The sequence below is a fragment of the Pseudomonas coronafaciens pv. oryzae str. 1_6 genome, from assembly GCF_000156995.2.
GTDB lineage: Bacteria > Pseudomonadota > Gammaproteobacteria > Pseudomonadales > Pseudomonadaceae > Aquipseudomonas > Aquipseudomonas tremae.
The window spans coordinates 4,130,655-4,155,690 of sequence record NZ_CP046035.1; the positions used below are offsets into that span (position 1 = coordinate 4,130,655).

A 25,036-nucleotide genomic window follows, 5' to 3' on the forward strand; every position below is an offset into this window, starting at 1 on the left:
GAGGACTTCATTGAAGGGCATCCTGCGAGACATCTCATGAGAGCGCTCGAATGATCATGTTGCTGCGCTACCTTAAAGCTCGCTTCGGTCACAAACCTCCTGCACCGCCGCCTCTGTCTGCCAGTGCCCCGGCTACCGAGCCAGTGAATCAGGGGCAACTTATGTCTCGCGTGCAACAGAACCTGGCCTGGCTGCCGGTTTATAAAGAGCCTGAGCCGTTAAATCTAGCGCCCCCCGCCTGCCCGCCCTTGGGCAGGGAAAACGAGCCATTGCTTGCCCGCTACCGCGCTTACATCACGCAGGTAGAACATGCAGACAGATCCACGCAGGACGATACATCCCGTGAAACAGGGCGCAAGTTAGCTCAAGAGTTACTCGATACGGCAATCACCTTGGCCAGTATGAAAGCCGATAGTTCGCCCTCTATGTACTGGCTGATACAATCCGCAGCCATCGCCTCACTGTTTGCTGACGGCGTCCAATCGCAAGCGTTTCAGTATTACAGAGAACAACTGCAGCAGTACAAGAACGCACGAAAGACCGCCGGGCAAGTAATGGCGTTTGATATCTATGTGGAACGGCATACGCCAAAGCACGTCAGGACGTTCCTGCCACACCCGTCAAGCGAGACGCGCTCACCCGACGAACCTGTACCAACGCCTGAGGATATCGATGAACTGTTGTCGTATCTGCCACGGTTGTACCCCTGCGGGATAGCCATCAAGACGTATGTCGTCAAGGAGAACACGTATTGGCCGGAGTACTTCCAGGTCGTAAACGACTTCTATCGTGCCGCAGGTAAAGACTGCTGGACAGACGTTGATTATATAAGTCATGGCGCAGGAGACATGCTCGAAAACGATGCTTATATCACTCAGGCAAACCTTGCAGACATACAAACCATGCTCACCTATTGCACCAGGGGCGAACGCTTTTGCGATGGACACCATGGCGGAATGATCGAGAAAGGCTACATTCTCAAGATCCTGCACAGACTGACCATACTGCGCGGCATGCACGACTGACGCTCGGGCCTTAATCGCGAACCGAACGTCTACTGCGACGAGAGAATGAGAGGTGTCTGGTGCGCACGCTTATCGCGCTTATCACATAAAACTCTATCTTTCGAATGACTTCAGTAGTGTATGACGGCTCCAGGGCCCGCAGTAGTCGGGGAGACACGCGATCAGCTTGTAACCGCAGCGCGCATACCACTTGGCGACATCGTCATCCAGCGTTTCGATTAAAGCGTCCACACAGCCTCGCTCGATGGCCAAACCTTCAATCCTGTGCAACGCCTCTGCCCCCAGGCCCTTTCCGCGAGACTGAGCGTCAATCCACAGGTAGCTCACAAAGAGTCGCCGGAACTCGGTGCGACCTGTCGCACCGCCAATCAGTAGATCGTTTTCCATGACCATGCAGGCGATCAGGTCAGCCAGCCCCCCTTTCGCCTCTGACATTGCGCGACCGTGTTTCAAGACCTCGGCACCCACGACCTGAATTTGATCATTGGTAATCTGTACGCCTGTAAGCCACTCCCTCATGTCATCTATTCCTTTATTTTCGGCAGAAAATACATGAGCAAGATAAAGGCCAACCAGACGGTCAACATGCTGAATTCTTCAGCCACTGACAAGTCCGAGTATTAATGGGCGACAGCAACAGATCGTCCGCTCATCTATTACGAGGGCATCCCGATGACTACTGCATTCAAGGTTGGCGACGCTGTACGCTGGAATTCCGAAGCGGGCGAGATACACGGCAAGGTCACGAAAGTGCATGTAAAGGATGTCGAATTCATGGGCAAACACCGGCCGGCCTCCAAGGATGAGCCGCAGTTCGAAGTGAAGAGCGACAAGACCGGGCATTTGGCGATGCACCATGCGGAAGCGCTCAAGCTCGCTTGAGCGTTAATAAAGTACGAGGCACATGCGCCACGATCTGAAAACAGTTGTAAGCACCTGACGTGCTGGCGCTTTGGGTGTTTTCAAAGCGCCAGACGGCGGAACTGTTTTTCAGAAGGCCCTTATCAGATCACACCGCACGCTGCACGGTCCCCGCCGCCGCCCAATGGCTTGGGCATGTCGGAGTGGTTATCGCCGCCAGCATGGACCATTAATGCGTGGCCTTTGATTTCTGACAGCTTTTTCAGGCGCGGAGCCAATACCGGGTAGTTCGCGGTGCCGTCGGCCATGACATACAGCGCAGGCAGATCGCCCAAGTGGCCATTTGCGTAAGGACCAAGATGCTTGCCGGTCTTGGCAGGATCAAAGTGGCCGCCCGCTGCCAGGGCAGCAACCTTCACGCCGTCTTTGGTGCCTGCATCGCAACTGCCGTTTTCATGCACATGAAAGCCATGAACGCCTGCGGGCAGGTCAGTCAGTTTAGGCGTGAACAGCAAGCCATATTCCGTTTCGCTCACAGAGACACTGCCGATGGGTTTGGGTGCGCCATCTGCACTGACGAGATTGATCGGAACGTCCAGCGATGCAGCCTGAACGCTGAAGGAAAATACGCCAAGCAGGCCTAGCCAAAGATGAGGTTTCATAGGTTTCAATGCGTCCCTGATCAGGTAATCGAAAGGGACGTTGCTTCAGGCAAGGTGAGTCTGTAAGCCGCGCAACGTCCTTGAGGTCACAGAGGGTGTGACCAGAATCAGCGCAATTCTATGCAAAAAGATGAGCGAGGACCGCTCGGGAAAGTAATGCAAAACGTCACAACCGACCTGCCGACATTTGTCGACAGGTCGGTGATAGAGCCCTTTGCGCGGCTGTCCGCGCAAAGGGCCAGCGCTGAAAGCTACTCAGATATCCAGGCAGATCTTGCCGAAATGCTGGTTGGTCTCCTGATACTTGAACGCTTCGACAATGTCGGTCATCGGGAACGAACGATCCATGACCGGGCGCATGCCGTTGGCATCGATTGCGCGAATCATATCCTGCTGCTGAGTGCGGCTGCCCACCAGAACTCCCTGCATGCGAAGCTGCTTGACCAGCGCCGGGACGAACTCCAGTTGACCGGCTACACCACTCAGAATACCGATGACCGAGATGTGGCCAGCAACGCGTGCTGCGTTCATGGAATGCTGCAACGTAGACGGACCGCCTACGTCAATGATGTGATCGACACCACGGCCGCCAGTCAGCTTGCGGGCCGTCTCACCCCAATTGCTGTCCTTGCGATAGTTGATCAGGTGATCGGCACCCATTGCCTGCAGACGCTCAAGTTTTTCATCACTGGAAGACGTTGCGATCACGGTTGCGCCTACCATTTTGGCGAACTGCAAGGCGAAGATCGACACGCCTCCAGTGCCTTGCACCAACACAGTGTCACCGGCTTTCAACGCATCATCGACCATCAACGCGCGCCATGCAGTCAGGCCCGCAGTGGTCAGGGTAGATGCTTCGGCATGGCTGTAGCCCACTGGTGCATGGGTAAAAGAGGTCGCACGGGCAGTCACCTGCTCACGGGCATAACCGTCGACGCCATCACCAGGAACGGTGACGAACCCCTCAACCAACGGCTCACCGCTGATCCATTCAGGGAAGAACGTGCTGACCACGGAATCGCCAACCTTGAACTCGCTGACGCCCTCGCCTATGGCAGTCACGACGCCTGCACCGTCGGCCATGGGAATGCGGTTCTCGCTCGGTGCCCACATGCCGGTAACGACAGCGTAGTCATGATAATTGAGCGAATTGGCATGCAGACGCACGGTGATTTCGCCGGACTTCGGTGCCAGCACTTCGCTTTCGCCAACGCTGACCTGATCGTAGCCGCCGCCAGCCTGCACGTAGATGGTTGTGTTGCTCATGGTCAATCTCCTATCAATTCAACATTACGCAAAATGACGAAATGTATAAATAAAACTTATAGTTCTTTCTTGAGCCTATCGGCAAACCGGTCGATGGCCTGTTCGTCACGACGGAAGTAAGTCCACTTGCCAATCCTCGTTGCCTGAACCAGCCCGGCACGCTGCAGAATGGCCAGGTGCGCGGATGCGGTGGAGGCCGACAGACTGGCCTTGGCCTGAATATGCGACACGCACACCCCTATCGCCGGATCACCGTGGTCCTGTGGAGGAAAGTGGGCTTGCGGGTCTTTCAGCCACTCCATGATCAACATGCGAGTGTCATTGCCGACCGCTTTGATTTGCTCAAGAATCATGGGGGACAACATTACGCTTTTTTACGAAATGTTCAACCCCTTTGTAGAAGAAATACCCGTGGCACAGAAATTGATTACTGCTTCACACCGGTGTGACAAATGAAGCACTCTGTCGACCTTATAAAATCAAATGCACTGCAGCGAGCATCCCGCCCCATGATCAATCTGAAATACAGCGCACTGACCGCCCTGCTTTTGGGCATCACAGGTCTGGCTCAGGCTGAGGACTCAGCCTCGCACCTGGACAAGGTTCTGCAGGAGGGCCAACTGTCGGTCTGCACCACAGGCGACTACAAACCCTACACATTGCTGCGTGAAGATGGTGAATACGAAGGCATCGATATCACCATGGCGCGCTCGCTGGCCAAGAGCCTTGGAGTAAAAGTGCAGTGGGTGCCCACGACCTGGAAGACCCTGATGCCGGACATGATTGCCGGGAAGTGCGACATTGGCATGGGTGGTATTTCAGTCAGCCTGGAGCGGCAGAAGAAAGCCTTCTTCAGCAATACCCTGGATGTCGATGGCAAGATTGCGCTGGTGCGCTGCGAAGATCAGGCGTCGTATCAGACCGTCGAGCAGATCAACCAGCCTTCAGTGCGCTTGATCGAACCCGCCGGCGGCACCAATGAAGCGTTCGCTCGTGCTCACCTGCCGAAGGCCTCGCTGGCTTTTCACGACAACAAGACCATCTTCCAGGAGTTGCTGGATAAAAAAGCCGATGTGATGATCACCGACGCCTCAGAAGCGCTTTACCAACAGAAACGCATACCGGGTCTGTGCGCAGTCAACCCGACCCGTTACATGCAATACGGTGAAAAGGCTTACCTCCTGCCCCGCGACGACATGGCCTGGAAAAGCTATGTGGATCAATGGCTGCACCTGAGCAAGGCCACCGGTGAGTACCAGCAGGCGCTGGGTGAGTGGCTGGCGGTGCCTGTCGAATAGGCAGACCGAGCGGTCCGTGGAATTGGCTTGCTGCGTGCGTGATGCACAATGGTTGCAAGGCGTGTCCCGGTGAAATAGCTTGTTGCAGACCAATACCCGGAAGGCAGTCCACGAGCATGAAGCCCAGCAAGCCCATTACCCGCGCGTTTTGCGTCGAGCTGCAACAAGAGCTGTCGATTGCAGCCGCCCGGCGGGAGTACTTTTCTCAAGAGCCGCCACGTACGCGCTTCGAATTTCTCTGCTCCAACGAAGCTTGCCGGGCACTCGGTGCCAAGGTGACCGGGGTCCGCTATGACGTGAAGCCCCAGGACAACCCGACGTTCGTCGCCGCGCATTTTCGCGCCAACCCACATTACGATCACCATCCGGATTGCGAATGGGTAGACGAGACCGCTGACGAGAAGCCGGAGGATCCGGTTGAAGAAACTGACGTCCAGACGCGCTTGCGCAAGGCCAAACGCAAGCTGGATGATTACATTGATGTATTCGATCCGACCATCAAGGAGCCGACCAAGGAGGAGTCTGGACTGGAAAAAGCGGGCACCCGCGAACCCCGACTCCCCGCAGCCACCCCATCGGCAGAAACTGTCACGCCCAAGAAGCCCCGTTACAGCGAGACCCGCACCAATAACCTGGAACGGCTCGTGGACAGCTATCGGCAAGCCAAGGCCGAACTGCCGCTGGAAGACTTCAAGTTGCTGAAACTGAAGATTCCCGGTCAGGGCGAAGTATCGTTGCGCTCATACTTTCGCCACATCAAATTCGCCAAACCAGGCGACAACGGCCGCGTGTTGTTTGGCGGCGGGCTGATAGAGCAGCGCTACGGGCTGGGTTTCAAGTTCAAGTTTTTCGACCGCCTCGAAGGCAAACTGGTCACGCTGTACGTGTCACCTGCGCAGATGCAGGCCTATCGTTCCAGCCGCTATATCAGCGAGTTGCTGAGCCATGCCGATGACGTAAAGTTTTTCACGATCTATGCACTGGGAACACTTACCCAGAGCCCGTCGGGCAAGAGTTACAGCGTCGAGGTCAATGACCTGCGGCACTTGTCGATCGTGCTGGGGCCAGCGAAGGAGCTAGAGAAACCGCCAGGATAATGAACTAACTTTTGAGCAATGCAGATGCCGCCAGTGCCGCCCCCACGCGCTGCGTGGGAACGGTCAACTGTAGCAAGTTCTCAGCTCATCAGACCTTGACGATCCAGCCGGCAGGCGGCTTGGTGTCGCCCGATTGAACGCCGGTCAGTTCCTTGTACAGACGCTGGGTCACCGGGCCAACTTCGGTCTGGCTATAGAACACGTGCAGTTTGTCGTTGTAGGAGATCCCGCCGATCGGGGTAATCACCGCAGCTGTTCCGCAGGCACCCGCTTCCTTGAACGTGTCGAGTTGATCGATGAAGACATCGCCCTCTTCGACCGTGAGACCGAGTCGGGACTGCGCCAGCTCGATCAGCGACAGGCGGGTGATGCCCGGCAGCACTGATGGAGACTTAGGCGTCAGGAACACATCGTCATTGGTAATGGCGAAGAAGTTCGCCGAACCCACTTCTTCGATCTTGGAATGGGTCTGTGGGTCGAGGTAGATGCAATCCGCGAAGCTGTGCTTCTTGGCCTCGGAACCGGGCATCAGGCTGGCGGCATAGTTGCCACCGACCTTGGCAGCACCGGTGCCGTTCGGCGCGGCGCGATCGTAGCCGGAGATCACGAAGTTGTTCGGCTTGAGGCCACCCTTGAAATAGGCGCCAACCGGAATGCAGAAAATCGAAAAGATGAACTCAGGCGCGGTTCGCACGCCAATGTTGTCGCCCACACCAATCACGAACGGGCGCAGGTAAAGCGCGCCGCCGGAGCCATAAGGCGGAATAAAGCGTTCGTTGGCTTTGACAACCTGCTTGCAGGCCTCGATAAAGACATCGGTCGGAACATGGGGCATCAGCAGACGAGAACAACTGCGCTGCATGCGCAACGAGTTCTGGTCGGGACGAAACAGGTTGATCGAACCATCTTTGCAGCGATAGGCCTTGAGCCCCTCGAAGCATTGCTGACCATAGTGCAGCGCCGTCGAGCCTTCACTGATATGCAGTGTGTTGTCTTCAGTCAGCGCACCCTGATCCCAGGCACCGTCGCGCCAATGAGAAAGATAGCGTTTGTCAGTCTTGATGTAATCGAAACCCAGCGTGTCCCAGTTGATGCTTTCTTGACTCATAACGCCCTCTATCATTTTAGCGACTGCCTGGACGAGTCAGGCCAATGCCTTATTCTGCCAGATCATTCAGCGTCTGAGGTTTGAAATAAATGCAAACCGACCTGGCATTTATGACGCGTCGCCAAAAGCATGCGCTGTCGGTGTACGACGGTTATTTATCCGCAGGAGAACGAGATGCCTGGCGCTGGCGAATGTAGTCGACAAACGTATTCATGTCCGCACTGCACAAGGTTCGCGCCACGGATTTGACCTCTTCCATTGGCCAGTCCCACCAGGCGGCTTGCAATAACAGTTCGCGGACGTCCTCTTCAAAACGCCACCGGATGAACTTGCAGGGGTTGCCGCCAACGACCGAATAAGGCGCCACATCCCGCACGACCATTGCGCCCGCGCCCACGATGGCTCCATGACCGATCGTGACCCCCGACACAATGATGGCGTTGGCGCAGATCCAGCAGTCACTGCCAATCACCACATCGCCTTTGCTCGGCGCGTAATCTTTGATATCCGCTACTTGCTCGACCATCGCCGGAAACGGATAGGTCGTGATCCAGTCGGTACGATGTTCGCCGCCCAGCAGAATCTTCACCCCTTCGGCAATCGAGGTGTAGGCACCGACCCTCAGTATTGCGTCGTCACCAAAATCGACAATCTCCGGTATGCCGTAAGTCCCCACGCCTACCAACGCACGCGGGTACTTCAATCTGATTTTTTCGGCATGTCGCTCCAGCTTGTCCATTTGGCGCAGCTGCCTGCGCACTTTCCTTGTTTTCAGAAGCTCGATGAATTTCATGGTTACCTTGAATCATTTCCATTTCGAACAGCCTTACCGCATTACCGGTAGCTGAAGAGTAAACGCATGCAGCGCCGCCAGGTTGTACGATCGGCATATTTAAACGGGATAGAGCGCAGCAGTTTCCAAGCATATCGCTTGTCTGCAACCGCTGCGTATTTGAGGGCCTTGTTGACCAGCAGTGTCCTGCCCCTCTGATATTCGGGATGGTCGCGGTAAGGCTCGATAGCCCTCAGATCGGCGTCCAGCAACACCTTGTACTTGCGCGAAAGATTGTTCGGATGACGGCGGTAGCGTGTCACGATCTGGGGAATGACGTGCATTTCATATCCCAGATGAGCAATTCTCAGGGTTGCCTGAAAATCCTGGACCTTTATCTCCGGGTCGTAACCGTTCGCATCGCGCATGGCTTTCATTCGGTACAGCGCCACCGGCGCTCCCACCACCACCGCGCCACGTAATACGTCGTCGAAACTCAGGTATTCGATGTGATCCCGGGACTGACACTTGATCATGTTGCCGTCACAGTCCATGTAGCTGACAAGCGCGCCGACACAGCCCACCTCGGGGTGCTTGTCCAGATACTCCGCACGAAGGCGCACCGACGATGGAAGCATGATGTCGTCAAGGTCGGGCGTGGAAAGGTACACACCCTGCGCGTACTGAAGGCCGTGATTGAGCGCAGCACTGACGCCCTGATTAGCCTGACGGTAGAGCTGAAAAGAATAGCGCTGCTGCAAGGACTCAAGCATTGCGATGCTGTTGTCAGTGGAGCCATCGTCTACAACGATGACTTCGAAATTTTCGTAATCCTGGGCAAAGATGCTCCGAATCGCGTCCTCCAGAAATCGCTCGGCGTTATAACAGGGCGCGATGATAGAGACTAAGGGCTTGGGCATACGGATCTGACTTTCCGAAAAACTCATGGGTACCTGCCAATCCACTGATCGGCCCTCGAAAACGGGAACCAGATCTATAATAGATTGTATGAAAACCGGCACATCATGCTGCAAGCTGATACTTTTTTCCATTTTTGGGCACTTACACCCTGTAACCGGTCGTTTATGCATCCTTTTGAAGGTCTTTCGCCGAGCTGCTCAGGTTAGCCAAGGCAGGATATTCGGCAAAAAAAAACCCATTCCTTTCGAAATGGGCTTGGGTGTTTCTCGTCAGGTGCGATCAGAAAGCGTAGGTTACCAACAATTCCTTTGTCACCTGGAAGTCCACCGACATCATCACGCTCAGGGCAGTAATGGTGAAGATGGAGAACACGAACAACTTGCGAGCCCAGACAGTATCGTCAACGGCCTTGTAGCCCTTCCAGGCCATGTACAACCAGTACATACCCATGCCCGCCGCGACAGCGAGATAGTTCAGCCCCGCATAACCGCCTACCGTCAACATAAGGGTCGCCACGAGGAACGCCAGAATGTAGAGCAGGATGTGGCGCTTGGTGACCAGAATGCCGCGTTTGACCGGCAGAACCGGAATCTTCGCCGCACTATAGTCATTGAAACGGAAGATCGCGATCGCATAAGAATGCGGCATCTGCCAAAGGCTGAACATCACCAGTAGCGTCAATGCCGCGAAATCGAAGCTGTTGCTCACTGCACAATAACCGATGACCGGAGGCATTGCCCCCGAGAGGCTACCGACAAGTGTGCCGTGAACGGATCTGCGCTTCAGGTACAGGCTGTAGAAGCCGACGTAGATGACGAAGCCAATCACCGCGAACAGTGCAGCCAGTGGGTTGGCCTTGGTGTACAGCAAAGCAACGCCCGCAACACCAAGCACGGTGGCGTAGAGCAAGGCCAGTTTCAAAGAAACCAGGCCCTGAACCAGGACCCGGTTGCGGGTCCTTTCCATCCGCTGGTCGATATCGCGATCGATGCAGTTATTGAATACACAACCTGACGCAACCACCAGGGAAGTACCGATTACCGCAGCGAGGAACACGCTGAAGTCGATATTTCCCTTGGAAGCCAGAAAAAAGCCACCTGCCACCGAAAGCACGTTACCGAAAATGATCCCCGGTTTGGTGATTTGGATAAAGTGCTTCAGTGACATCTGGTATTCCTCAATGCGCCATCATTTCGCGGTGGACGCTGAAGATGATCCACAGCGACAAGCCAACCAGCAGGACGATAACCATCGTGGTAAAGGCGAAGGCCATCACGTTGTTGCGCTGCACGCTGGTGAAGTCCAGGTGCAGGAAGTAATGCAAATGCACGAGGATCTGGATGATCGCGAAGACCAGGACGATCGCAATCGTCATGTCCTTCGGCAGCGAAGGCGACATCACCAGGGCAAACGGAATGGCGGTCAGGATGATCGACAGTACGAAACCGATGATGTACGACTTCACGGAGCCGTGACTATTGTCTTCAGCGGAGTGATGCGAATTCGACATTACAAAGCTCCCATCAGATAGACAACGGTGAACACGCCGATCCAGACAACGTCCAGGAAGTGCCAGAACAGGCTAAGGCAGCTCAGGCGCGTCTTGTTGGTGTTGGTCAGGCCCTTTTTCTGGACCTGGAACATCATGATTGCCATCCAGATCAGACCGCTGGTCACGTGGACGCCGTGCAGGCCGACCAGCGCGAAGAACGCTGACAGGAAGCCGCTGCGGCTCGGACCAAAGCCTTCGTGGATCAGGTGATGGAATTCATAGACTTCCATCCCGATGAAGGAAGCGCCACACAGGAAGGTCAGTGCCAGCCAGCCCAGCACTTGACTCTTGTTGCCCTTGTACAGCGCCAGCATGGCAAAGCCGTAGGTGATACTACTGACCAGCAGGAACGCGGTTTCCACTGCCACGAATGGCAGCAGGAAGATGTCGTGGCCCGACGGGCCACCCGCGACACTGTTGACCATCACGGCGTAGACCGCGAAGAACGAGGCGAACAACACGCAGTCGGTCATGAGGTACAGCCAGAAGCCGTAGACCGTCATGCCACCGCTGTCGTGGTGATCGTCATGCCCGTGATCATGGTCGTGACCGTGATCGTGGGCTCCGGAGTTGATAGCAATATTTGACATATTTAAACCTGTTCCAGCGAGGACTTGACAGGAGTGTATGCACCATTGGCCGCCAGGACCTTGTGATGCTCACCTTCAATACGCGCTACATCTTCAGCAGGCACCATGTAGCCCTGATCGTCACGTACGGCATGAGCGACGAAGACTGCGATGGTTGCTACCAGGCTTACGCCTACCAGCCACCAGATGTGCCAGATGAACCCGAAGCCGAAGACCGTCAGCAACATACCCATGTACAGGCCGGTAGCCGTGTTGTTAGGCATGTGGATCGCCGAGTAGCGGGCAGGAACCTGGTAAGCGGTACCGGCACGTTTGGCATCGGTGAACGGATCGATGTCGTCAGCCTTGGGCAGCTCGGCAAAGTTGTAGAACGGCGGTGGCGACGAAGTGGACCATTCCAGGGTATGGCCATTCCATGGGTCACCAGTCAGATCGCGGTTGCTGTCGCGGTCACGGATGCTCACGAACAGCTGGATGAGCTGCGAAGCGATACCCATGGCAATCAGCACGGCACCGAACAGCGCGACGTCCAGGTAGATGTTCCACTCTGGCATGTCGGTAGCGTTGAGGCGACGGGTCATGCCCAGGAAGCCCAGCGCGTACAGCGGCATGAACGCGACGAAGAAGCCGACAATCCAGAACCAGAACGCTGCCTTGCCCCACTTCTCGTTCAGTTTGAAACCGAACGCTTTAGGGAACCAGAACGCGAAGCCGGCGATGTAACCGAATACCGCACCACCAATGATCACGTTGTGGAAGTGAGCAATTACAAACAGGCTGTTGTGCAGTACGAAGTCAGCACCAGGGATCGCCAACAGAACGCCGGTCATGCCGCCGATCGAGAAGGTGACCATGAAGCCCAGGGTCCAGAGTACTGGCGCGGTGAAGCGCAGACGGCCCTGATACATCGTGAACAGCCAGTTGAACAGTTTCACACCCGTCGGGATCGCGATGAGCATCGTCGCCAGACCGAAGAAGGCGTTGACGTTGGCACCCGCACCCATTGTGAAGAAGTGGTGCAGCCAGACCATGAACCCAAGGATACAGATCGCACCGGAAGCGAAGATCATCGACTTGTGGCCGAACAGTCGCTTGCCGGAGAACGTCGAGATAACTTCCGAGAACACACCGAAGGCCGGCAGGATCAGAATGTATACCTCAGGGTGACCCCACGCCCAGAACAGGTTCACGTACATCATGGGGTTACCACCCATTTCGTTCGTGAAAATGTGGAAGTCCATGTAGCGGTCAAGAGTCAGCAGCGCCAGGGTAGCGGTCAGGATCGGGAAAGAAGCCACGATCAGGATGTTTGCCCAAGTGCAGGTCCAGGTGAAGATCGGCATGTCCATCAGTTTCATGCCAGGGGTACGCATTTTCAGCACGGTCACGAGGAAGTTGACCCCCGTCAGCGTCGTACCTAACCCGGATAACTGTAGCGCCCAGATGTAGTAGTCAACCCCCACACCAGGACTGTATTGCAGCCCGGAAAGAGGCGGATACGCAACCCAGCCGGTCTTGGCGAATTCACCGACACCCAGAGAAAGGTTGATCAGCAGCATGCCTGCTACCAGCAACCAGAAGCTCAAGGAGTTCAGGAACGGGAACGCCACGTCGCGAGCGCCGATCTGCAGAGGCAGAACGATGTTCATCAGACCCGTGAAGAACGGCATCGCCATGAAGATGATCATGATCACACCGTGAGCGGTGAAGATCTGGTCATAGTGCTCAGGCGGAAGGAACCCTTCGGCACCGTTCTGGGCCATTGCCAGTTGAGTACGCATCATGATTGCGTCGGCAAAGCCGCGCAGCAGCATGACCATGGCAACGACGATGTACATCACGCCGATTTTCTTGTGGTCAACGGAAGTGAGCCACTCAGACCACAAGTATGTCCACTTGCGGAAATAGGTGATCAACCCGACAACCGCAATACCGCCAAGCGCGATCATGGCAAGTGTCACCATGACTATCGGCTCGTGGAACGGTACCGCTTCCAGACTTAATTTGCCAAACATCGTTTACTCCTCTGCCCCAGCAGCTGAATTTTTGCCTTTTTCCGCACCAGCGTCACCGGCCACTTCTTTCTCGCCAGCGACGACCTTCTTGCCTGGATTCATACCTTCATACTTGTCGATGACGATCTGGAACAGGTTCGGGGTGACCGAGGAAAAGAGTTCGACGGGGTTACGTTCGCTCGGTTTGATCAGCTCGGCGTACTCAGCAGTGCCAAGCTTTTTGGGTGAGTTCTTGACTTCACTGACCCAGGCGTCGAAATCAGCCTGACTGGTGGCAGTGGCCTTGAACTTCATACCAGTAAAGCCCGCGCCGCTGTAGTTGGCCGACATACCGTTGAACTCGTGATTCTCGTTGGCAATCAGGTGCAGCTTGGTGTGCATGCCCGCCATCGCGTAGATCTGACCACCCAGGCCGGGGATGAACAGCGAGTTCATCACACTGTCCGACGTGACCTGGAAATTGATCGGCGTCTTGGCAGGGAACACGATCTTGTTGACTGTGGCGATGCCGTAGTCCGGGTAGATGAATACCCACTTCCAGTCGACCGAGATAGCCTGAATGGTGACCGGCTTGACGTCAGACTCAAGTGGACGGTAAGGGTCCAGCTCGTGCGTAGAGACGTAAGTGATGTACCCCAGGAAGACCAGCAGCAGCATGGGTACGCCCCAGACTGCGATTTCGATCTTGGTGGAGTGCGACCAGTCCGGCGTGTACTTGGCAGCCTTGTTCGAAGCGCGATACTTCCAGGCGAAGATCAGGGTCATCAGGATGACCGGGATCACGACGATCAGCATCAGCAACGTAGCGATTATAATCAGGTTGCGTTGCTCAATACCCACCTGCCCTTTTGGATCGAGCAGAGGTACGCCGTCGCATCCAGTGAGCAGAAGCATACCGAAAAGGGCCAAGAAGCCAAAAAACCTGGGGTACCTTTTTTTACTCATTTCACGACCTCTAAAAGCAGCTTGCGCGGTGCAGTTGGGTTTCGACCGCCAACACTTCGCCCTGCCAGTGCCGGCTAATTTTTTTGAATTGAACAAGAGCCTGCCAGTACGCACAGCGGCATATCGACAAGTCCGGGTTGAGCAATGGATTCTTGTTTTTGAGTTGCTGGAACTGCCCGTCATTCAGGGCAGACGCTTTCGACGCGGCCATTATACGCCCTCCGAGGCAAGCGTTGCGCTGCCTGTTCAGAGTGCACAGGGGACGCTCCAAGCCTCAAAATGCTGATCGTTCAGCCAGGCTGGACGACAAGTGTTGGGGATTGTAGATATGTAAATTTTTAATGACTATGCCTAATTTTGTAACAGTTAATCTCGTAGCCAGTAACAATAACTCTGAAAACCTTCTCTCAAGCCCGAAAAAAGCCTCGTGATCACGAGGCTGTTTTCACGAAAGCCCCTGTATTTAGTATGGTTTGCGGCGGTTACGGATAATGCACGCCGGCACCAGAACCGCAGTCAGTACGAACGCTACCAGCGCCCACTGCGCGAGAGATAATCCGAGTACTGGCGGATATGGCGTCGTACAAAAGCCGCTCACCTGAAACCCTGTAGGAAACAGTGTAGCCAATGGCAGGCCATCCACAATCGGCTGAAGCACATCGATTCCGCAGCTCTCGGACGGATGGGCGAGAATCCAGACATGACGGCCGGCGGCGGCGATACCGCCCAGCGCGCTGAGGGTCACCAGCGTTTCGAACGCCGTGACACCGCGACGCCCGGACATGGCGGCACCGATGAACGCGAAGATCGCGATGAACAGCAGTGCATAGCGCTGCAGGATACACAGAGGGCAAGGCGCCTCACCCAGCACGATCTGCATGTACAGGGCACCGCCGATAAGGGCCAGGCAGATGATCCCCAGCAAAACCAGAAAGCGCTTCTCGCGTCTCAGGTACAACGTGTTGTCGCTCATTCACATACCTTACTGATGAGTGGTTTGCCATTGCCGCGCCAGTCGCGGGCAAAGGTTTGAGCAGGAGGGCACCGCCCAGACGCTCTGATGCGTGCGCGATGATCATCTGTCTGGACTGGCAACTCAAGCATTCGCCATCCATACGGGCTGATTTGCCAGCCGGATGGTCTTTAGCGGGCTTTTTACCGAAAACCGAAATCGAGCCCTTCTATATATAGAAGGATGCGTCAGTTTGTCGCACCACCTCTTCTATATATAGCTGCGGTATTTTGCCGCAGGCTGAGTTCTGGTCAACAAGCCGGCCGTGGGAGAGGCGGACGGCCTATGCCGGACGCTGAAGCGACAACGTGTCGCACCCCTGTATGGTTTGACGTTCCGGAAACCAAAGTGCCACTATTGGCGCCTGACCTGAGGCAATCGACCACTCAGTCGAGCGCTGCTCTCTGGACGCGGCTTACGGCTGACTGTTAAAAATCCTCAAGCAAGCACGCCACAGGTCGATAACCTGAGATAGAAAGTTGTTTGCCGCTTCCAGGCGACGAAACACCTACAGCCAGAAGGTTAATATGTCCAAGAACGTCCGAGCAGATTCACTTTCGCTGCTCCTCTTCACGTTGCGCAGCGGCAAGCTGATGGCGATCAACCTGCTCAAGGTCAGCGAGATCATCCCCTGCCCTCCCCTGACCCATCTTCCTGAATCGCACCCGCACGTCAAAGGCATCGCGACATTGCGCGGCTCATCGCTGTCGGTCATTGACCTCAGCCGTGCAATCGGCGAGCGTCCGCTGGCCGACCCGGACGGCGGCTGCCTGATTGTCACCGACGTCAGCCGCTCGAAACAGGGCCTGCACGTTCAGGCGGTGAGCAAGATTGTGCATTGCCTGACTACAGACATTCGTCCGCCACCCTACGGGTCCAGCAGCAAGTCGTTCATTACCGGGGTAACCCAGGTCGACGGCGTTCTGGTTCAGGTGCTGGACATCGAAAAAGTCATTCACGGTATTGCCCCGGCGCAGATCGCCGTGCAGTCTACGGAACTGGCGAAGGAAGATGCAGAGGTGCTCGGCAAGGCGCGGATTCTGGTCGTCGACGACAGCCAGGTTGCGCTGCAGCAGTCGATCATCACGCTGCGCAATCTCGGTATCGAATGCCACACGGCTCGTAGCGCCAAAGAAGCGATCGACGTGCTGCTGGATCTGCAGGGTACTGCGCGACAGATCAACGTGGTGGTGTCCGACATCGAAATGTCGGAGATGGATGGCTACGCCCTGACCCGTACACTCAGAGACACACCTGATTTCAGCGACCTTTACATTCTGCTGCATACGTCGCTCGATAGCGCGATGAACAGTGAGAAGTCGCAGATTGCCGGGGCCAACGCTGTCCTGACCAAGTTCTCGTCACCCGAGTTGACCAAATGCCTGATCGAGGCCGCGCGAACGGTAGTCGCTCAAGGGCTCTGATCCCTGAAGCCGCAGCCGAAACACGCACTGACATGACCGATGCATCTGCTGACCACTACTGGTTGATGCGTCGGGATCTCTGCCTACCAATCCCCTCCACGCCCTGGCCTTCGGGTGTCTTGCCCAGCGCACTGACACTTGAGCGCGCGCCAGAAACTCACAGTTTGCTGGCATCGGGTTATCGCACAGGGCAAGGCAGCGTCCCGGATTATCACACCTGGCGGAGCGCATTCGAGCGCGATCCTGAGTTCGATCTGTCGCGGTGTTTTCTGGCCATTTCCGAAGACACAGTCGCAGGGGTGATCATCTGCTGGACCAGCGCCTTCGTCAGAGATCTGGTGGTGCACCCCGAGCTGCGAAACAATGGCATCGGTTCTGCCTTGCTCAATCACCTGTTCGCGCATCTGGCCGACCCTTCGAATACCCGCGGCGAAGCGGCAGTGGACCTTCACGTGACGGAAAACAATCATGTAGCCCGGCGTCTCTACGAAAAATCAGGCATGTCCTACGTCAGGCGTTTCCCTCTCCCGACTCCCTGAGGCTTCAGCGAACCATACTTCGCTGGCGCACAACTTGCTTCCTGAGCCGTATAAGCCGGACAAATGACTGATAACCGTCATTTGCCGCCTATTCTCGAACGGATCATTGAAGCAATGGACATTAAGTTTTCCTGCGTAGGTTGCGGCGGATGCTGCACTGACCATCACGTGCCCCTCACGCTCGTCGAAGCCGCGCAATGGGCGGCAGACGGCGGCAACGTGATCGTGCTGACCGAAGCGTTTTTGAGTAATGGTTACGGTGTTTCAGAGACGCAACGCAACCATGCTTCCCGGCGCTCGACCGAAGTAGACTGCGGCAATACGAAAGCCTTCGTGGCAATCACCTTCGCAGCCTATAACGTCGGACGTTGCCGGAATCTTGACGAAGAAAACCTGTGCCGGATTTACGAGCGCCGACCGCTGGTATGCCGGATTTATCCGATGGAGATCAATCCTCACATTCCGCTACGACCTGAGCTAAAGGGCTGCCCGCCTGAATCGTGGGAACAGGGCCCAGACCTGATCGTCGGCGGCACGCTGGTCGATACCCAACTGGCCAGCCTGATTGAACAATCCCGTCAGGCTGACAGGGACGAGATAGCGGCCAAACAGCTCATATGCCAACGACTGGGCATGCGTACCACTGCGCTCAAGGGCAACGGATTTGTCGCGTACCTGCCTGACATGAAGGCATTCGCTGCCGCCATCGAGCAGCTCGCTGACAGCAACGATGCCGTGACAGAACGCGCAGACTGGGCGTTTCATGTGGCCGGACAGGATGCCTTGGCGGCCTTGCAGCAGGAGGGTGCTGACGTGACAGACCGGGAACCGGCATCCTACTTGTTCATTCCGTTACAGGCGGCCTGAAACCGACAACCCGGATATCAGCGTTTACCCATTGACCTTCGGGTACCGGCCGGGGCCACGCCTGGGGTCTTGTGGTGGCCGTGTTTGTTGGCTTTCTGATGCCAGGCCTGCTCCTTTTTCGCCTGAGCGAACTCCGAAGGCTTGAACGGAAAGCTGAAAGGCGCAATGACCGCCTTCTTTTCAGTGTCTGCAACGGAGTCGGTTGCGGCGTCTTGAACAGGAGTTTGTTCAGGCGTGGTCATGGTGTCACCAGAAAGTCGAATTAGCCGGGCACATGCCCGCGGTCGCGCAGCATACATCAAACGTCCGGCTACCGCGCGAGCCTCCTGTCCAGTCGTTGACGCACTTACTTGTAGAACAGATCCACCATCATCTCCGCACTGAACGGCCCAGGCTGGCGGGGCTTGCCGGTCCAGAACAATCGGGCTTCGAAATTTGCCGTGGCGTCCTGGGTTTCGCCCAGCAGATCAGCCAGATGAAAGGCCTCGTTGTACGGCACAGGCTGCCCGCTGACCGCGCTGTTGATCGTGAAACCCACCGAATTGTTATCGACCGGAACCAGTAAATTGCCCTCCAGAGTGCCAGATACGGGCCGAAAACGTGCGTCGATACTGAAGGGAGATTCACAGGTCCGGCTGGTCGACAGGGAAAAGGGCTGTATAGCCACCGGCTCGTCGATACCCCCCTGAAGCATGGCGACGTCGCCGAAATCCACGTTTTCCGGGAGCACTTTCAGATCGGCATCACACGCCACAAAGCGCAGTCCTCTCATGTTATTGATGACATAACTCAAGCTTCGTCCTGGCGCCGTATTCGGATTTGTCTCGCCGCCCAGTTGAAAAAACCGGTAATCGAGCAGATTGCTCGCCACCCCGGAAGGCGGCGTTGCGCCGAACTTCTGGATAAATACGGAAAACGGCAGGCTGAAACGTACCGCAGGGCAATTGTCGAGGGTGCCTCCAGTGCAAACAGGCAGGCGATTACCGGTACTGATTCGGCCACTGCCTTGCAGATAGTCGGCGCCATTGAGTGTCAGCCCGGCCCTTATGCCCTGACCGATTTCACGATTGTCAGGGTTCAGGTGGATAAAAACCTCTTCGTCGGTCGATTGCGAACCGTCCCGGGTGCATTCGACCTGAACAGCCCTCGGCTCGGAGCGCCATACCACTTCCCCATTAGGCGTCGACTCGGGGATTGCCACCGCACTGTCCAGATCCTCATGAACCTCGGTTTCTCCCGCCCCCTGAGTAGTACAGACCAGCGCGAAAACGGAAGCAGGAGTTAGCATCACCAGCAATAGCAAGGGGCGCAGCCAGAGGCTGGCGGGCAGCAATTTCATATCAGCATTCTTCCTGAAAGACGTTTTTCTCCAGCAGACGAGCCCTGTAGGTCGCCTGCCCGTTCACGCGTACGCAATAGCCTCGCTGACCGCCGTAATCAGTCAGGGCTCCGTACGAAAAAAGAGTATTTGCAGAAGGCAAAAAGCTCTTCGGTAAAACCAGTTGGAAATGTTCGCCAGGCGCAAGCAGCAGGTGATCACTGAACAGAACACCGTCCATGCGCAGGCCTTGCAGCGATGCGTGATAAGGCGTCGGGTTACTGACAGTGAATAAGTGGCTGCCCGCATTGCCAGAGTTCAAGGTCCACAACAGCTTGCCAGCGGTATCGGCCGGATCTCCGTCCAGGTCTGGAGGTCGATAGAACACGTTGATGCGCTGACGCACGGCGATGTTCAGTTGGCGAATACCTTGCTGACGGCGAGGTACTTCCAGCACATAAAGATGCAGCAAGGACTCGCGTTGCTGCGGCATGCCTTGGCCCTGATACAGGACACGCAGCGTCTGACGCCCACCTGCCGTCAGTCTTACTAGTGGTGGAGTGATCGCGAACGGCAGCGATCTGCGCAGATTGTGTGGCGTATCGTCGTTATCTCGCGGATCGCTCAGCCAGGTCTGAAGCAGCGCCTCGCCCTTGCCGCGATTGCGCACTTCAATGAAGGCCTCGGGGTCATGCCCGTCGAAGATCAGCCGCGTACCGCTCAATGAAATCGCGCCTCGCGCATCGACACCGCTCGCCAGCAGCGCAATCAGAATCATCGCGCACAGCCCGTTGCTGACGTTCATTGGCAGGCCACGCTGATGCGCTCATAAGCGCGGGCCGGATCTCTGGGAGGCAACGAAAAGATTGCCTGACAGCGTTGATCGGACCAACGTACTAGCAGGCTGCCACTGTCCCGCTCGCTGAGTACCAGCGCCTGACTGCCAGCATCGACCACCGCCAGCGCCCTGCCCTGCTCGTCCTCGACACTGGCACCCAGCGGCACCTTGCTGCCATCTGCACGTACCAGCTCGAACTGGACACGGCGACCTGTCGCAGCCTTGAACCGCACCACAGGAATGGCACCGCGGCGCGGTACGATCTGCGTGATGGCATTTTCCAGGTCCACATCGGCCCCCAGTTGCCGGGTATCGAGGCTGACCCAGTTGGTCCGATAAGCTTGGGCATAAGGTAGAACCGCGTAACCGTTGCCTGCGGTTTCGACGTTACCGAACGACCTCAGTCGAGCGCCGCTGACACCTGGCACCTGAACCAGCGCAAAGGTTTCGCCCAGCGCCTGCCCCAGGTTGATACCCCCGGCATGGGCCACCACCGACCCCGACGCCGACAGGCTCAAGGCATCGTAGTCCCGTCCCTGACTGTACCCGGCTTCAAAGCGGCCGGTCCCGGTGGAAGTGGTGATCTTGCCAGCACCGAAGCTGCCTGAATTGCTGTCCTGACCGGTCTGTACCGAATAGAACGTATCCCGATCCGCCAGTACCTGACCATTCAGCCCGGCCTGAAGGTTGTACGCCCCGGAACTGTCGCGCACGGCATTGAAAGACAAACGCGACGAAGCAGAATTAGACCCGAGCGGCAAGGTCAGGCTCAAGGCGACGCGATTGTCAGTGCGCGCCTGGCCACTTCGACCAAAATCCTCGTTGCGCTCGATGGATACACTGTAATTCACGGTATGCCAGGCCGCGTTGTAGGACAGATAAAGCTGTCGCGTCTTGCCCGGCAGGTTCCAGTAACGTTGCTCGGATGCGGTCAGGCTCAGCGAGGCGTCCTGATCAGACAGAATCTGGGTGACGCTGAGCTCGAGTCGATCCCGGGCCAGACCAGCGACCAGCGCCCGACCTTGCGGATCGGTTTCGCTGACGTGCTGACTGAGGGTCCGGTAGTTCTCGGTCGAATAGCGATAACCGGCTATCGCCAATGTCGTATCGGTCGCGTCCAGGGTGTTGGCGTAACGCGCCCGCACGCTCTGGCCGCTGCGGGAGCGTTGCTCCGGTTGACTGACCGAGCGAGTTACATCCAGCGACACCGCGCCCACGCCGGTATTGATACCGACGCCCAGGTTGGCGGCCTGATAATCCTCCGCCAGCTGTAACCCGCCGAAACCGGTCGTTCGCTCGGAAAGCCCGTAGATCAAAGCCCCGCTGGTAAACCCCGGCGATGCCTGGCCATCATCGTTGTTGTCGACCTGCCCGACAGCCAGGCTGTAACGCAACGATCCGAAGGGCACCATGATCGGCAAGGACGCGTAGGCCTGGGTGAACGACCTTACGCGCCCGTCAGCTTCAATGACCGAAACCGACAGGTCGCCATTGGAGCCACTGGGGTAGATATCGGTGATTTCAAAGGGCCCGGGCGACACGCTGCCGCTATACAGCAGAAAGCCGTTCTGACGAACTTCCACCGTGGCGTTGGTTTCGGCAATCCCGCGAATGACCGGGGCATAGGACCGTTCACTGTCAGACAGCATGCCCTCATCGGAGGTCAGCGCAGCGCCTTGAAAGCGAACACTGTCGAACACTTGCGCGTCGGTAAATGTTTCCCCTACCGTGAACTGGCTTTTCAACGACGTGACATCGCGCTGCGCAAAGGTGCGGTTGCTGCGGTATCGCCAGGTCTGATGGCTGCCCTGCGCCAGTGAAGACTCGTTGCGCAGTCGCCAGGCCCCCAGGTTCAGGCCATTGCGCAGCCCCATATAATACTGATGTGTCGCCAGACCTTTGTTACGGCGCCTGTTGCCATTGAAGTTGTAATTGACGAATGCTGCCGTCGCGCCTTGCTGCCATAGTTCAGGAGATACATAACCACGGGCGCCCCGCGCCATGACGGCTTGCGGCACACTGATAGCAAGTCGCAGCGCACCGGGCTGATAATCGACACGCGCAAACCCGACCCGTGCAGGAAGGTCGAAACAGGCCTGATCAGCCTCGGTAGTGTCGGGCAGACGACTCAGGTCCAGACCCAGACTGTTCAACAGTTCAAGCGACAGGCAAGGTTCAACAAGACCGGACACACTGTTTTTCGAAAAAGTGATATCGCGTCTGCCACTCAATGTTCGGTTGACGTAGATATCAACCCGATAAGTACCGGGCAATACGCTGCTGGTACGCAAGAACGCCTGCAGGTCTGGAGGCTGATCGCTGCCCTGAATGAACGCCGTATTGAACCTGACAGGCTCATCGCCACGGGATACCTCGGGCTGGGCCGCGAACACATTGATCGAAGCCATTAACGTCAACCCCATGCAGATATGCAAATGACAGCGTCCGGGGAGAGGGAACGCTAACGCTGCGATAGCCCCTTTATGATCTTTCTTGCGCCATTCCATAGCGGTCTTCACTCTACTTCGGCTGTTTCGCGCGCCGCGCAATCCTTTTGCGCAGGCGCAGGTCTGCCGGGCCGACATATCGCGTAAGCCCAACGGTTTGAATAGTGAAAGCTGCTGACTGTGCGTCAGGTTATCGGGATAACACCTTGTTCGCGTAGCCGGGTTGTTGATTAAACAACGTTGCCTGATAAGGCACTTGTCCACCGTAGTCATTGATACTGACGAACTTCAGCACCCACGGGGCGGTACCGGAATTGTGCAGCAACGGAATAGTCAGGCGTTGAAGCGGCGCCAGCATCTGACTGTCGATAACCGCCAGTTCAGTACCTTGCCGGTGCAGAGAGATACCGAGCATGGACACATGATAAGGCCCCGGGTTTACGACCGACAGGTTGTCAGGATCACTGAGTTGCCACTGCAACTTTTCGGGCGCCTGCTGTGGGTCGCCCACTAACCCGTCGGGTCGGAAAAATACTTTTATTCGCTGGCGTATCGCAATCTGCAACGTGTTCACCGCTGCGGCTTGAGGTATTTCCTGAACATTGAGCCACAGCACCGACTCACGGTCCTTCGGCATATCCGCCCCCGAGTAAATGATGCGCACGAGTTGCCGCCCGCCTCCCGCCATACGTGTCAACGGCGGTGTCACAATAAACGGCACATGCGATGCGCTTTCTTGATGAGCACTTTCCGGCGTCGGCGACTCAAGCCAGGACTGCAAGAGAATTTCGCCGCTGCCGCTGTTATGAACCCCCAGGCTGACTTCCTTTTCATTGCCCTGATAAATGACGCGCGTGGTATTCAACACGATGCCTGCCTGCGCGGAGACAACCGACAACAGCAGCACCGTGAGTATCACGCAGCGCGATAAGTAACCCGACATACTAACGTTCGCCTTGATTCGATAAAGAACAAGGCGGGCAGCGCCCGCCCTGCCCGACACTGTTACTCGTAATCCAGCACGAACGGCATGAAACCGTCAGCGTTACCCGGATTGGTCGGGGTGCCGTTAAGCACGTACACCGCGCCGAAATTGATTTCTGCGGTCGCCCCGCTGGCACTTTCCTTGACCAGCGTGGTGTCGATGGTTTCGCCGCCGCTCAGGTCCATCAGTACGTTGGAAGCATTGAGCAGGCCGATACCCACACCGTCCGCCGCCCCGGTGGTACGCAGAAGTTTGGCGTCGTTATTATCCAGACCGCTGCCATTACGGGCAGTGAGGCGCATTTTCACCATGTTGTACTGGTCGGCGCCCGCGCTGCAGTTGACCAGCAACTGAATAGGCGATGCTGTTTCAAAGCGACTTTCGCTGGAGAGGCCAATGTCCGAGAAAGAGACGTTGCCCAGGTCGACATTTATTTCACCCGCTCCAGAGCCGGCCGTGACGCCCGTGCCCGGTCCCACATCGCAAGAGATATTGGTCAGTGTCCCGCTGAACACCAGTTTACCGTTGTTGGCAGCGTTGGCGGTGCCCGCCATCCCAAGACCCATGACGCCCAGAACTGCCAATGTAAGAGAAAGCTTTTTCATGCTAACGACCTTCCTTGTGTTATGTCGTGTGTGCCCACTATCGGACGCCAATCACTATAAAGATCGCGCTCTTTGATCGCTGTCAGGGTAATAACTTTTGCCCCGCAGACAATGCAACATATTGCGCAGGATGGGTCTGTAGGAATAACGACAAGTCGTTCGCAGGCCGCGATAAACAAGGGCATCAAGCAACAGCAGACGGAAAAGGTCAGCCTGCTGTTTGCGGCTGCACTTCATTGACGGTCATGGCAGGAGTGTTATCGGCAAGCGTATATAAGGGACGCTCGAATCAAGCTTTGAACTGTCCCGCGCTGACGCGAGACAGTTAGCAAGAGAAAAGCATACAGCGAACACCGACTGCTTATTGGTAGTTCAGGGTAATCACGGCAGCGCGGCCCTGTGACGACGTTCCGTCAGGCTTGAGTGTGTCAGGCAAGACTTGATAATACGCAACGAATGGAACAGCGTAGGCGGTGCATGCATTACCGTCCGTGCTGACGTATACATCAATGCCCGGTGCAACTTCGAGCATACGAGTGCGGGCGGCAGCGGCATGCCCGTCAGGACGTGAAACCTGACAACTGCTGTTGACGATACTGCCGTGCAGGCTAAGCATGCCGTCTTTTGCCGAAGAGACCGACGGCGCAACCATTAACGGCAGCGTTATCACTGCTGCCAGCAGGCCTTTAGGGCGAGTCAACATGTTCAACATTACTTTCCAGCCTGATTTTTCACGTCTCATGGCGTACTCCACTCACAGGATCATTTATCGAGTTAAGTTGGCGGGAGAATCAGCTGTCAGAAGTTTTCCCGATGCAGGTAGGAATTGCCCTAGGACTTTATAAACATCTGGACAAATCGCCCTTCAACAAATATATCGTCTGCTGTC

At 56.3% G+C, this 25,036-nt stretch carries 27 protein-coding genes; 7 read left to right on the forward strand and 20 right to left on the reverse strand.

All coding sequences use genetic code 11. The features are described 5' to 3' along the window. The first annotated feature begins 50 nt into the window (after window positions 1-50). Window positions 51-1,025, forward strand: coding sequence for a DUF6508 domain-containing protein (locus POR16_RS18475; RefSeq protein WP_005891487.1), 975 nt, complete (start codon window positions 51-53; stop codon window positions 1,023-1,025). Window positions 1,026-1,118: 93 nt separating this feature from the next. Here POR16_RS18475 and POR16_RS18480 read toward each other — a convergent pair whose 3' ends face one another. Continuing rightward, window positions 1,119-1,544 (reverse strand): GNAT family N-acetyltransferase, encoded by a 426-nt coding sequence (locus POR16_RS18480; RefSeq protein WP_122381131.1) that lies wholly within the window; start codon window positions 1,542-1,544, stop codon window positions 1,119-1,121. A gap of 153 nt (window positions 1,545-1,697) precedes the next feature. Here POR16_RS18480 and POR16_RS18485 point away from each other — a divergent pair, with 153 nt between their 5' ends. Then, a complete protein-coding gene (locus POR16_RS18485) occupies window positions 1,698-1,907 on the forward strand; it encodes a hypervirulence associated TUDOR domain-containing protein (protein WP_005891484.1) in 210 nt (69 codons plus the stop codon). Between the two features lie 122 nt (window positions 1,908-2,029). Here the strand turns inward: POR16_RS18485 and sodC are convergent, their stop codons facing one another. From sodC to POR16_RS18500, 3 genes are all read right to left on the reverse strand, one after another. Next, window positions 2,030-2,548 (reverse strand): superoxide dismutase family protein, encoded by a 519-nt coding sequence (gene sodC / locus POR16_RS18490; RefSeq protein WP_005891483.1) that lies wholly within the window; start codon window positions 2,546-2,548, stop codon window positions 2,030-2,032. Window positions 2,549-2,803: 255 nt separating this feature from the next. Continuing rightward, window positions 2,804-3,814 carry a zinc-dependent alcohol dehydrogenase family protein gene (locus tag POR16_RS18495; RefSeq protein ID WP_005891482.1) on the reverse strand — a complete coding sequence of 337 codons (1,011 nt, stop codon included), beginning with the start codon at window positions 3,812-3,814 and terminating at the stop codon, window positions 2,804-2,806. Window positions 3,815-3,870: 56 nt separating this feature from the next. Further along, window positions 3,871-4,179, reverse strand: a complete 309-nt coding sequence (locus POR16_RS18500) for an ArsR/SmtB family transcription factor (protein ID WP_080268074.1) — start codon at window positions 4,177-4,179, stop codon at window positions 3,871-3,873. Between the two features lie 144 nt (window positions 4,180-4,323). Here POR16_RS18500 and POR16_RS18505 point away from each other — a divergent pair, with 144 nt between their 5' ends. Together POR16_RS18505 and POR16_RS18510 are read left to right on the forward strand one after the other, a co-directional pair. Then, window positions 4,324-5,112: a transporter substrate-binding domain-containing protein gene (locus POR16_RS18505; protein ID WP_005891478.1), complete on the forward strand. Its 789-nt coding sequence runs from the start codon at window positions 4,324-4,326 to the stop codon at window positions 5,110-5,112. Between the two features lie 116 nt (window positions 5,113-5,228). Then, window positions 5,229-6,209, forward strand: a complete 981-nt coding sequence (locus POR16_RS18510; protein ID WP_005891476.1) for a hypothetical protein — start codon at window positions 5,229-5,231, stop codon at window positions 6,207-6,209. 88 nt (window positions 6,210-6,297) lie between these two features. On the opposite strand, the gene POR16_RS18515 is transcribed toward POR16_RS18510, so the two are convergent. From POR16_RS18515 to POR16_RS18555, 9 genes are all read right to left on the reverse strand, one after another. Continuing rightward, window positions 6,298-7,317 (reverse strand): branched-chain amino acid aminotransferase, encoded by a 1,020-nt coding sequence (locus POR16_RS18515; RefSeq protein ID WP_005891474.1) that lies wholly within the window; start codon window positions 7,315-7,317, stop codon window positions 6,298-6,300. A 151-nt stretch (window positions 7,318-7,468) separates the two neighbouring features. Further along, window positions 7,469-8,110, reverse strand: coding sequence for a CatB-related O-acetyltransferase (locus POR16_RS18520; RefSeq protein ID WP_005891473.1), 642 nt, complete (start codon window positions 8,108-8,110; stop codon window positions 7,469-7,471). Between the two features lie 41 nt (window positions 8,111-8,151). Beyond that, entirely contained in the window at window positions 8,152-9,036 is an 885-nt protein-coding gene (locus tag POR16_RS18525; RefSeq protein ID WP_024671300.1) for a glycosyltransferase family 2 protein, read from the reverse strand. Window positions 9,037-9,289: 253 nt separating this feature from the next. Next, entirely contained in the window at window positions 9,290-10,177 is an 888-nt protein-coding gene (gene cyoE / locus POR16_RS18530) for a heme o synthase (protein WP_005891467.1), read from the reverse strand. 10 nt (window positions 10,178-10,187) lie between these two features. Continuing rightward, a complete protein-coding gene (cyoD, locus tag POR16_RS18535; RefSeq protein ID WP_002552345.1) occupies window positions 10,188-10,520 on the reverse strand; it encodes a cytochrome o ubiquinol oxidase subunit IV in 333 nt (110 codons plus the stop codon). Continuing rightward, window positions 10,520-11,152, reverse strand: coding sequence for a cytochrome o ubiquinol oxidase subunit III (locus tag POR16_RS18540; protein WP_024671302.1), 633 nt, complete (start codon window positions 11,150-11,152; stop codon window positions 10,520-10,522). Before POR16_RS18540 ends, cyoD begins: the two co-directional genes overlap by 1 nt. Window positions 11,153-11,154: 2 nt before the next feature. Then, window positions 11,155-13,167: a cytochrome o ubiquinol oxidase subunit I gene (gene cyoB, locus POR16_RS18545; RefSeq protein ID WP_005891464.1), complete on the reverse strand. Its 2,013-nt coding sequence runs from the start codon at window positions 13,165-13,167 to the stop codon at window positions 11,155-11,157. 3 nt (window positions 13,168-13,170) lie between these two features. Then, entirely contained in the window at window positions 13,171-14,112 is a 942-nt protein-coding gene (gene cyoA / locus POR16_RS18550; RefSeq protein WP_024671303.1) for a ubiquinol oxidase subunit II, read from the reverse strand. Window positions 14,113-14,575: 463 nt separating this feature from the next. Then, the gene (locus POR16_RS18555) at window positions 14,576-15,085 is read right to left on the reverse strand and encodes a disulfide bond formation protein B (protein WP_005891461.1); all 510 of its coding nucleotides are present in this window, start codon (window positions 15,083-15,085) and stop codon (window positions 14,576-14,578) included. Between the two features lie 566 nt (window positions 15,086-15,651). Here POR16_RS18555 and POR16_RS18560 point away from each other — a divergent pair. From POR16_RS18560 to POR16_RS18570, 3 genes are all read left to right on the forward strand, one after another. Continuing rightward, entirely contained in the window at window positions 15,652-16,548 is an 897-nt protein-coding gene (locus tag POR16_RS18560) for a chemotaxis protein (RefSeq protein WP_024671304.1), read from the forward strand. 65 nt (window positions 16,549-16,613) lie between these two features. Further along, window positions 16,614-17,087, forward strand: coding sequence for a GNAT family N-acetyltransferase (locus POR16_RS18565; RefSeq protein ID WP_042932424.1), 474 nt, complete (start codon window positions 16,614-16,616; stop codon window positions 17,085-17,087). 114 nt (window positions 17,088-17,201) lie between these two features. Next, window positions 17,202-17,954: a YkgJ family cysteine cluster protein gene (locus tag POR16_RS18570; protein ID WP_024671306.1), complete on the forward strand. Its 753-nt coding sequence runs from the start codon at window positions 17,202-17,204 to the stop codon at window positions 17,952-17,954. Between the two features lie 17 nt (window positions 17,955-17,971). Here the strand turns inward: POR16_RS18570 and POR16_RS18575 are convergent, their stop codons facing one another. The 7 genes from POR16_RS18575 to POR16_RS18605 all read right to left on the reverse strand — a co-directional run bounded on the left by POR16_RS18575 (window position 17,972) and on the right by POR16_RS18605 (window position 24,889). Beyond that, window positions 17,972-18,196, reverse strand: coding sequence for a hypothetical protein (locus POR16_RS18575; protein WP_005891455.1), 225 nt, complete (start codon window positions 18,194-18,196; stop codon window positions 17,972-17,974). Window positions 18,197-18,300: 104 nt separating this feature from the next. After that, the gene (locus POR16_RS18580) at window positions 18,301-19,293 is read right to left on the reverse strand and encodes a fimbrial protein (RefSeq protein WP_005891454.1); all 993 of its coding nucleotides are present in this window, start codon (window positions 19,291-19,293) and stop codon (window positions 18,301-18,303) included. 1 nt (window position 19,294) lies between these two features. Beyond that, window positions 19,295-20,077 (reverse strand): fimbrial biogenesis chaperone, encoded by a 783-nt coding sequence (locus POR16_RS18585; protein WP_005891452.1) that lies wholly within the window; start codon window positions 20,075-20,077, stop codon window positions 19,295-19,297. Further along, window positions 20,074-22,617 carry a fimbria/pilus outer membrane usher protein gene (locus tag POR16_RS18590; RefSeq protein ID WP_080268265.1) on the reverse strand — a complete coding sequence of 848 codons (2,544 nt, stop codon included), beginning with the start codon at window positions 22,615-22,617 and terminating at the stop codon, window positions 20,074-20,076. Before POR16_RS18590 ends, POR16_RS18585 begins: the two co-directional genes overlap by 4 nt. Before the next feature lie 130 nt (window positions 22,618-22,747). Beyond that, window positions 22,748-23,500, reverse strand: coding sequence for a fimbrial biogenesis chaperone (locus tag POR16_RS18595; RefSeq protein WP_024691760.1), 753 nt, complete (start codon window positions 23,498-23,500; stop codon window positions 22,748-22,750). Between the two features lie 62 nt (window positions 23,501-23,562). Then, complete coding sequence (locus tag POR16_RS18600) at window positions 23,563-24,147, reverse strand: fimbrial protein (RefSeq protein WP_024671310.1); 585 nt, start codon at window positions 24,145-24,147, stop codon at window positions 23,563-23,565. Between the two features lie 361 nt (window positions 24,148-24,508). After that, entirely contained in the window at window positions 24,509-24,889 is a 381-nt protein-coding gene (locus tag POR16_RS18605) for a hypothetical protein (RefSeq protein ID WP_005891439.1), read from the reverse strand. Window positions 24,890-25,036: the final 147 nt, after the last annotated feature.

Bases quoted from the DNA above. Each gene is read 5' to 3' on its own strand.
- POR16_RS18600 (WP_024671310.1), bottom strand. From the start codon at position 24,147: ATGAAAAAGCTTTCTCTTACATTGGCAGTTCTGGGCGTCATGGGTCTT.
- cyoA (WP_024671303.1), bottom strand. From the start codon at position 14,112: ATGAGTAAAAAAAGGTACCCCAGGTTTTTTGGCTTCTTGGCCCTTTTC.
- POR16_RS18570 (WP_024671306.1), top strand. From the start codon at position 17,202: ATGGACATTAAGTTTTCCTGCGTAGGTTGCGGCGGATGCTGCACTGAC.
- POR16_RS18575 (WP_005891455.1), bottom strand. From the start codon at position 18,196: ATGACCACGCCTGAACAAACTCCTGTTCAAGACGCCGCAACCGACTCC.
- POR16_RS18585 (WP_005891452.1), bottom strand. From the start codon at position 20,077: ATGAACGTCAGCAACGGGCTGTGCGCGATGATTCTGATTGCGCTGCTG.
- POR16_RS18540 (WP_024671302.1), bottom strand. From the start codon at position 11,152: ATGTCAAATATTGCTATCAACTCCGGAGCCCACGATCACGGTCACGAC.
- cyoB (WP_005891464.1), bottom strand. From the start codon at position 13,167: ATGTTTGGCAAATTAAGTCTGGAAGCGGTACCGTTCCACGAGCCGATA.
- POR16_RS18485 (WP_005891484.1), top strand. From the start codon at position 1,698: ATGACTACTGCATTCAAGGTTGGCGACGCTGTACGCTGGAATTCCGAA.
- sodC (WP_005891483.1), bottom strand. From the start codon at position 2,548: ATGAAACCTCATCTTTGGCTAGGCCTGCTTGGCGTATTTTCCTTCAGC.
- POR16_RS18565 (WP_042932424.1), top strand. From the start codon at position 16,614: ATGCGTCGGGATCTCTGCCTACCAATCCCCTCCACGCCCTGGCCTTCG.
- POR16_RS18580 (WP_005891454.1), bottom strand. From the start codon at position 19,293: ATGAAATTGCTGCCCGCCAGCCTCTGGCTGCGCCCCTTGCTATTGCTG.
- POR16_RS18520 (WP_005891473.1), bottom strand. From the start codon at position 8,110: ATGAAATTCATCGAGCTTCTGAAAACAAGGAAAGTGCGCAGGCAGCTG.
- cyoD (WP_002552345.1), bottom strand. From the start codon at position 10,520: ATGTCGAATTCGCATCACTCCGCTGAAGACAATAGTCACGGCTCCGTG.
- POR16_RS18505 (WP_005891478.1), top strand. From the start codon at position 4,324: ATGATCAATCTGAAATACAGCGCACTGACCGCCCTGCTTTTGGGCATC.
- POR16_RS18595 (WP_024691760.1), bottom strand. From the start codon at position 23,500: ATGTCGGGTTACTTATCGCGCTGCGTGATACTCACGGTGCTGCTGTTG.
- POR16_RS18495 (WP_005891482.1), bottom strand. From the start codon at position 3,814: ATGAGCAACACAACCATCTACGTGCAGGCTGGCGGCGGCTACGATCAG.
- POR16_RS18500 (WP_080268074.1), bottom strand. From the start codon at position 4,179: ATGTTGTCCCCCATGATTCTTGAGCAAATCAAAGCGGTCGGCAATGAC.
- POR16_RS18475 (WP_005891487.1), top strand. From the start codon at position 51: ATGATCATGTTGCTGCGCTACCTTAAAGCTCGCTTCGGTCACAAACCT.
- POR16_RS18510 (WP_005891476.1), top strand. From the start codon at position 5,229: ATGAAGCCCAGCAAGCCCATTACCCGCGCGTTTTGCGTCGAGCTGCAA.
- POR16_RS18560 (WP_024671304.1), top strand. From the start codon at position 15,652: ATGTCCAAGAACGTCCGAGCAGATTCACTTTCGCTGCTCCTCTTCACG.
- POR16_RS18525 (WP_024671300.1), bottom strand. From the start codon at position 9,036: ATGAGTTTTTCGGAAAGTCAGATCCGTATGCCCAAGCCCTTAGTCTCT.
- POR16_RS18555 (WP_005891461.1), bottom strand. From the start codon at position 15,085: ATGAGCGACAACACGTTGTACCTGAGACGCGAGAAGCGCTTTCTGGTT.
- POR16_RS18515 (WP_005891474.1), bottom strand. From the start codon at position 7,317: ATGAGTCAAGAAAGCATCAACTGGGACACGCTGGGTTTCGATTACATC.
- POR16_RS18590 (WP_080268265.1), bottom strand. From the start codon at position 22,617: ATGGAATGGCGCAAGAAAGATCATAAAGGGGCTATCGCAGCGTTAGCG.
- cyoE (WP_005891467.1), bottom strand. From the start codon at position 10,177: ATGTCACTGAAGCACTTTATCCAAATCACCAAACCGGGGATCATTTTC.
- POR16_RS18480 (WP_122381131.1), bottom strand. From the start codon at position 1,544: ATGAGGGAGTGGCTTACAGGCGTACAGATTACCAATGATCAAATTCAG.
- POR16_RS18605 (WP_005891439.1), bottom strand. From the start codon at position 24,889: ATGAGACGTGAAAAATCAGGCTGGAAAGTAATGTTGAACATGTTGACT.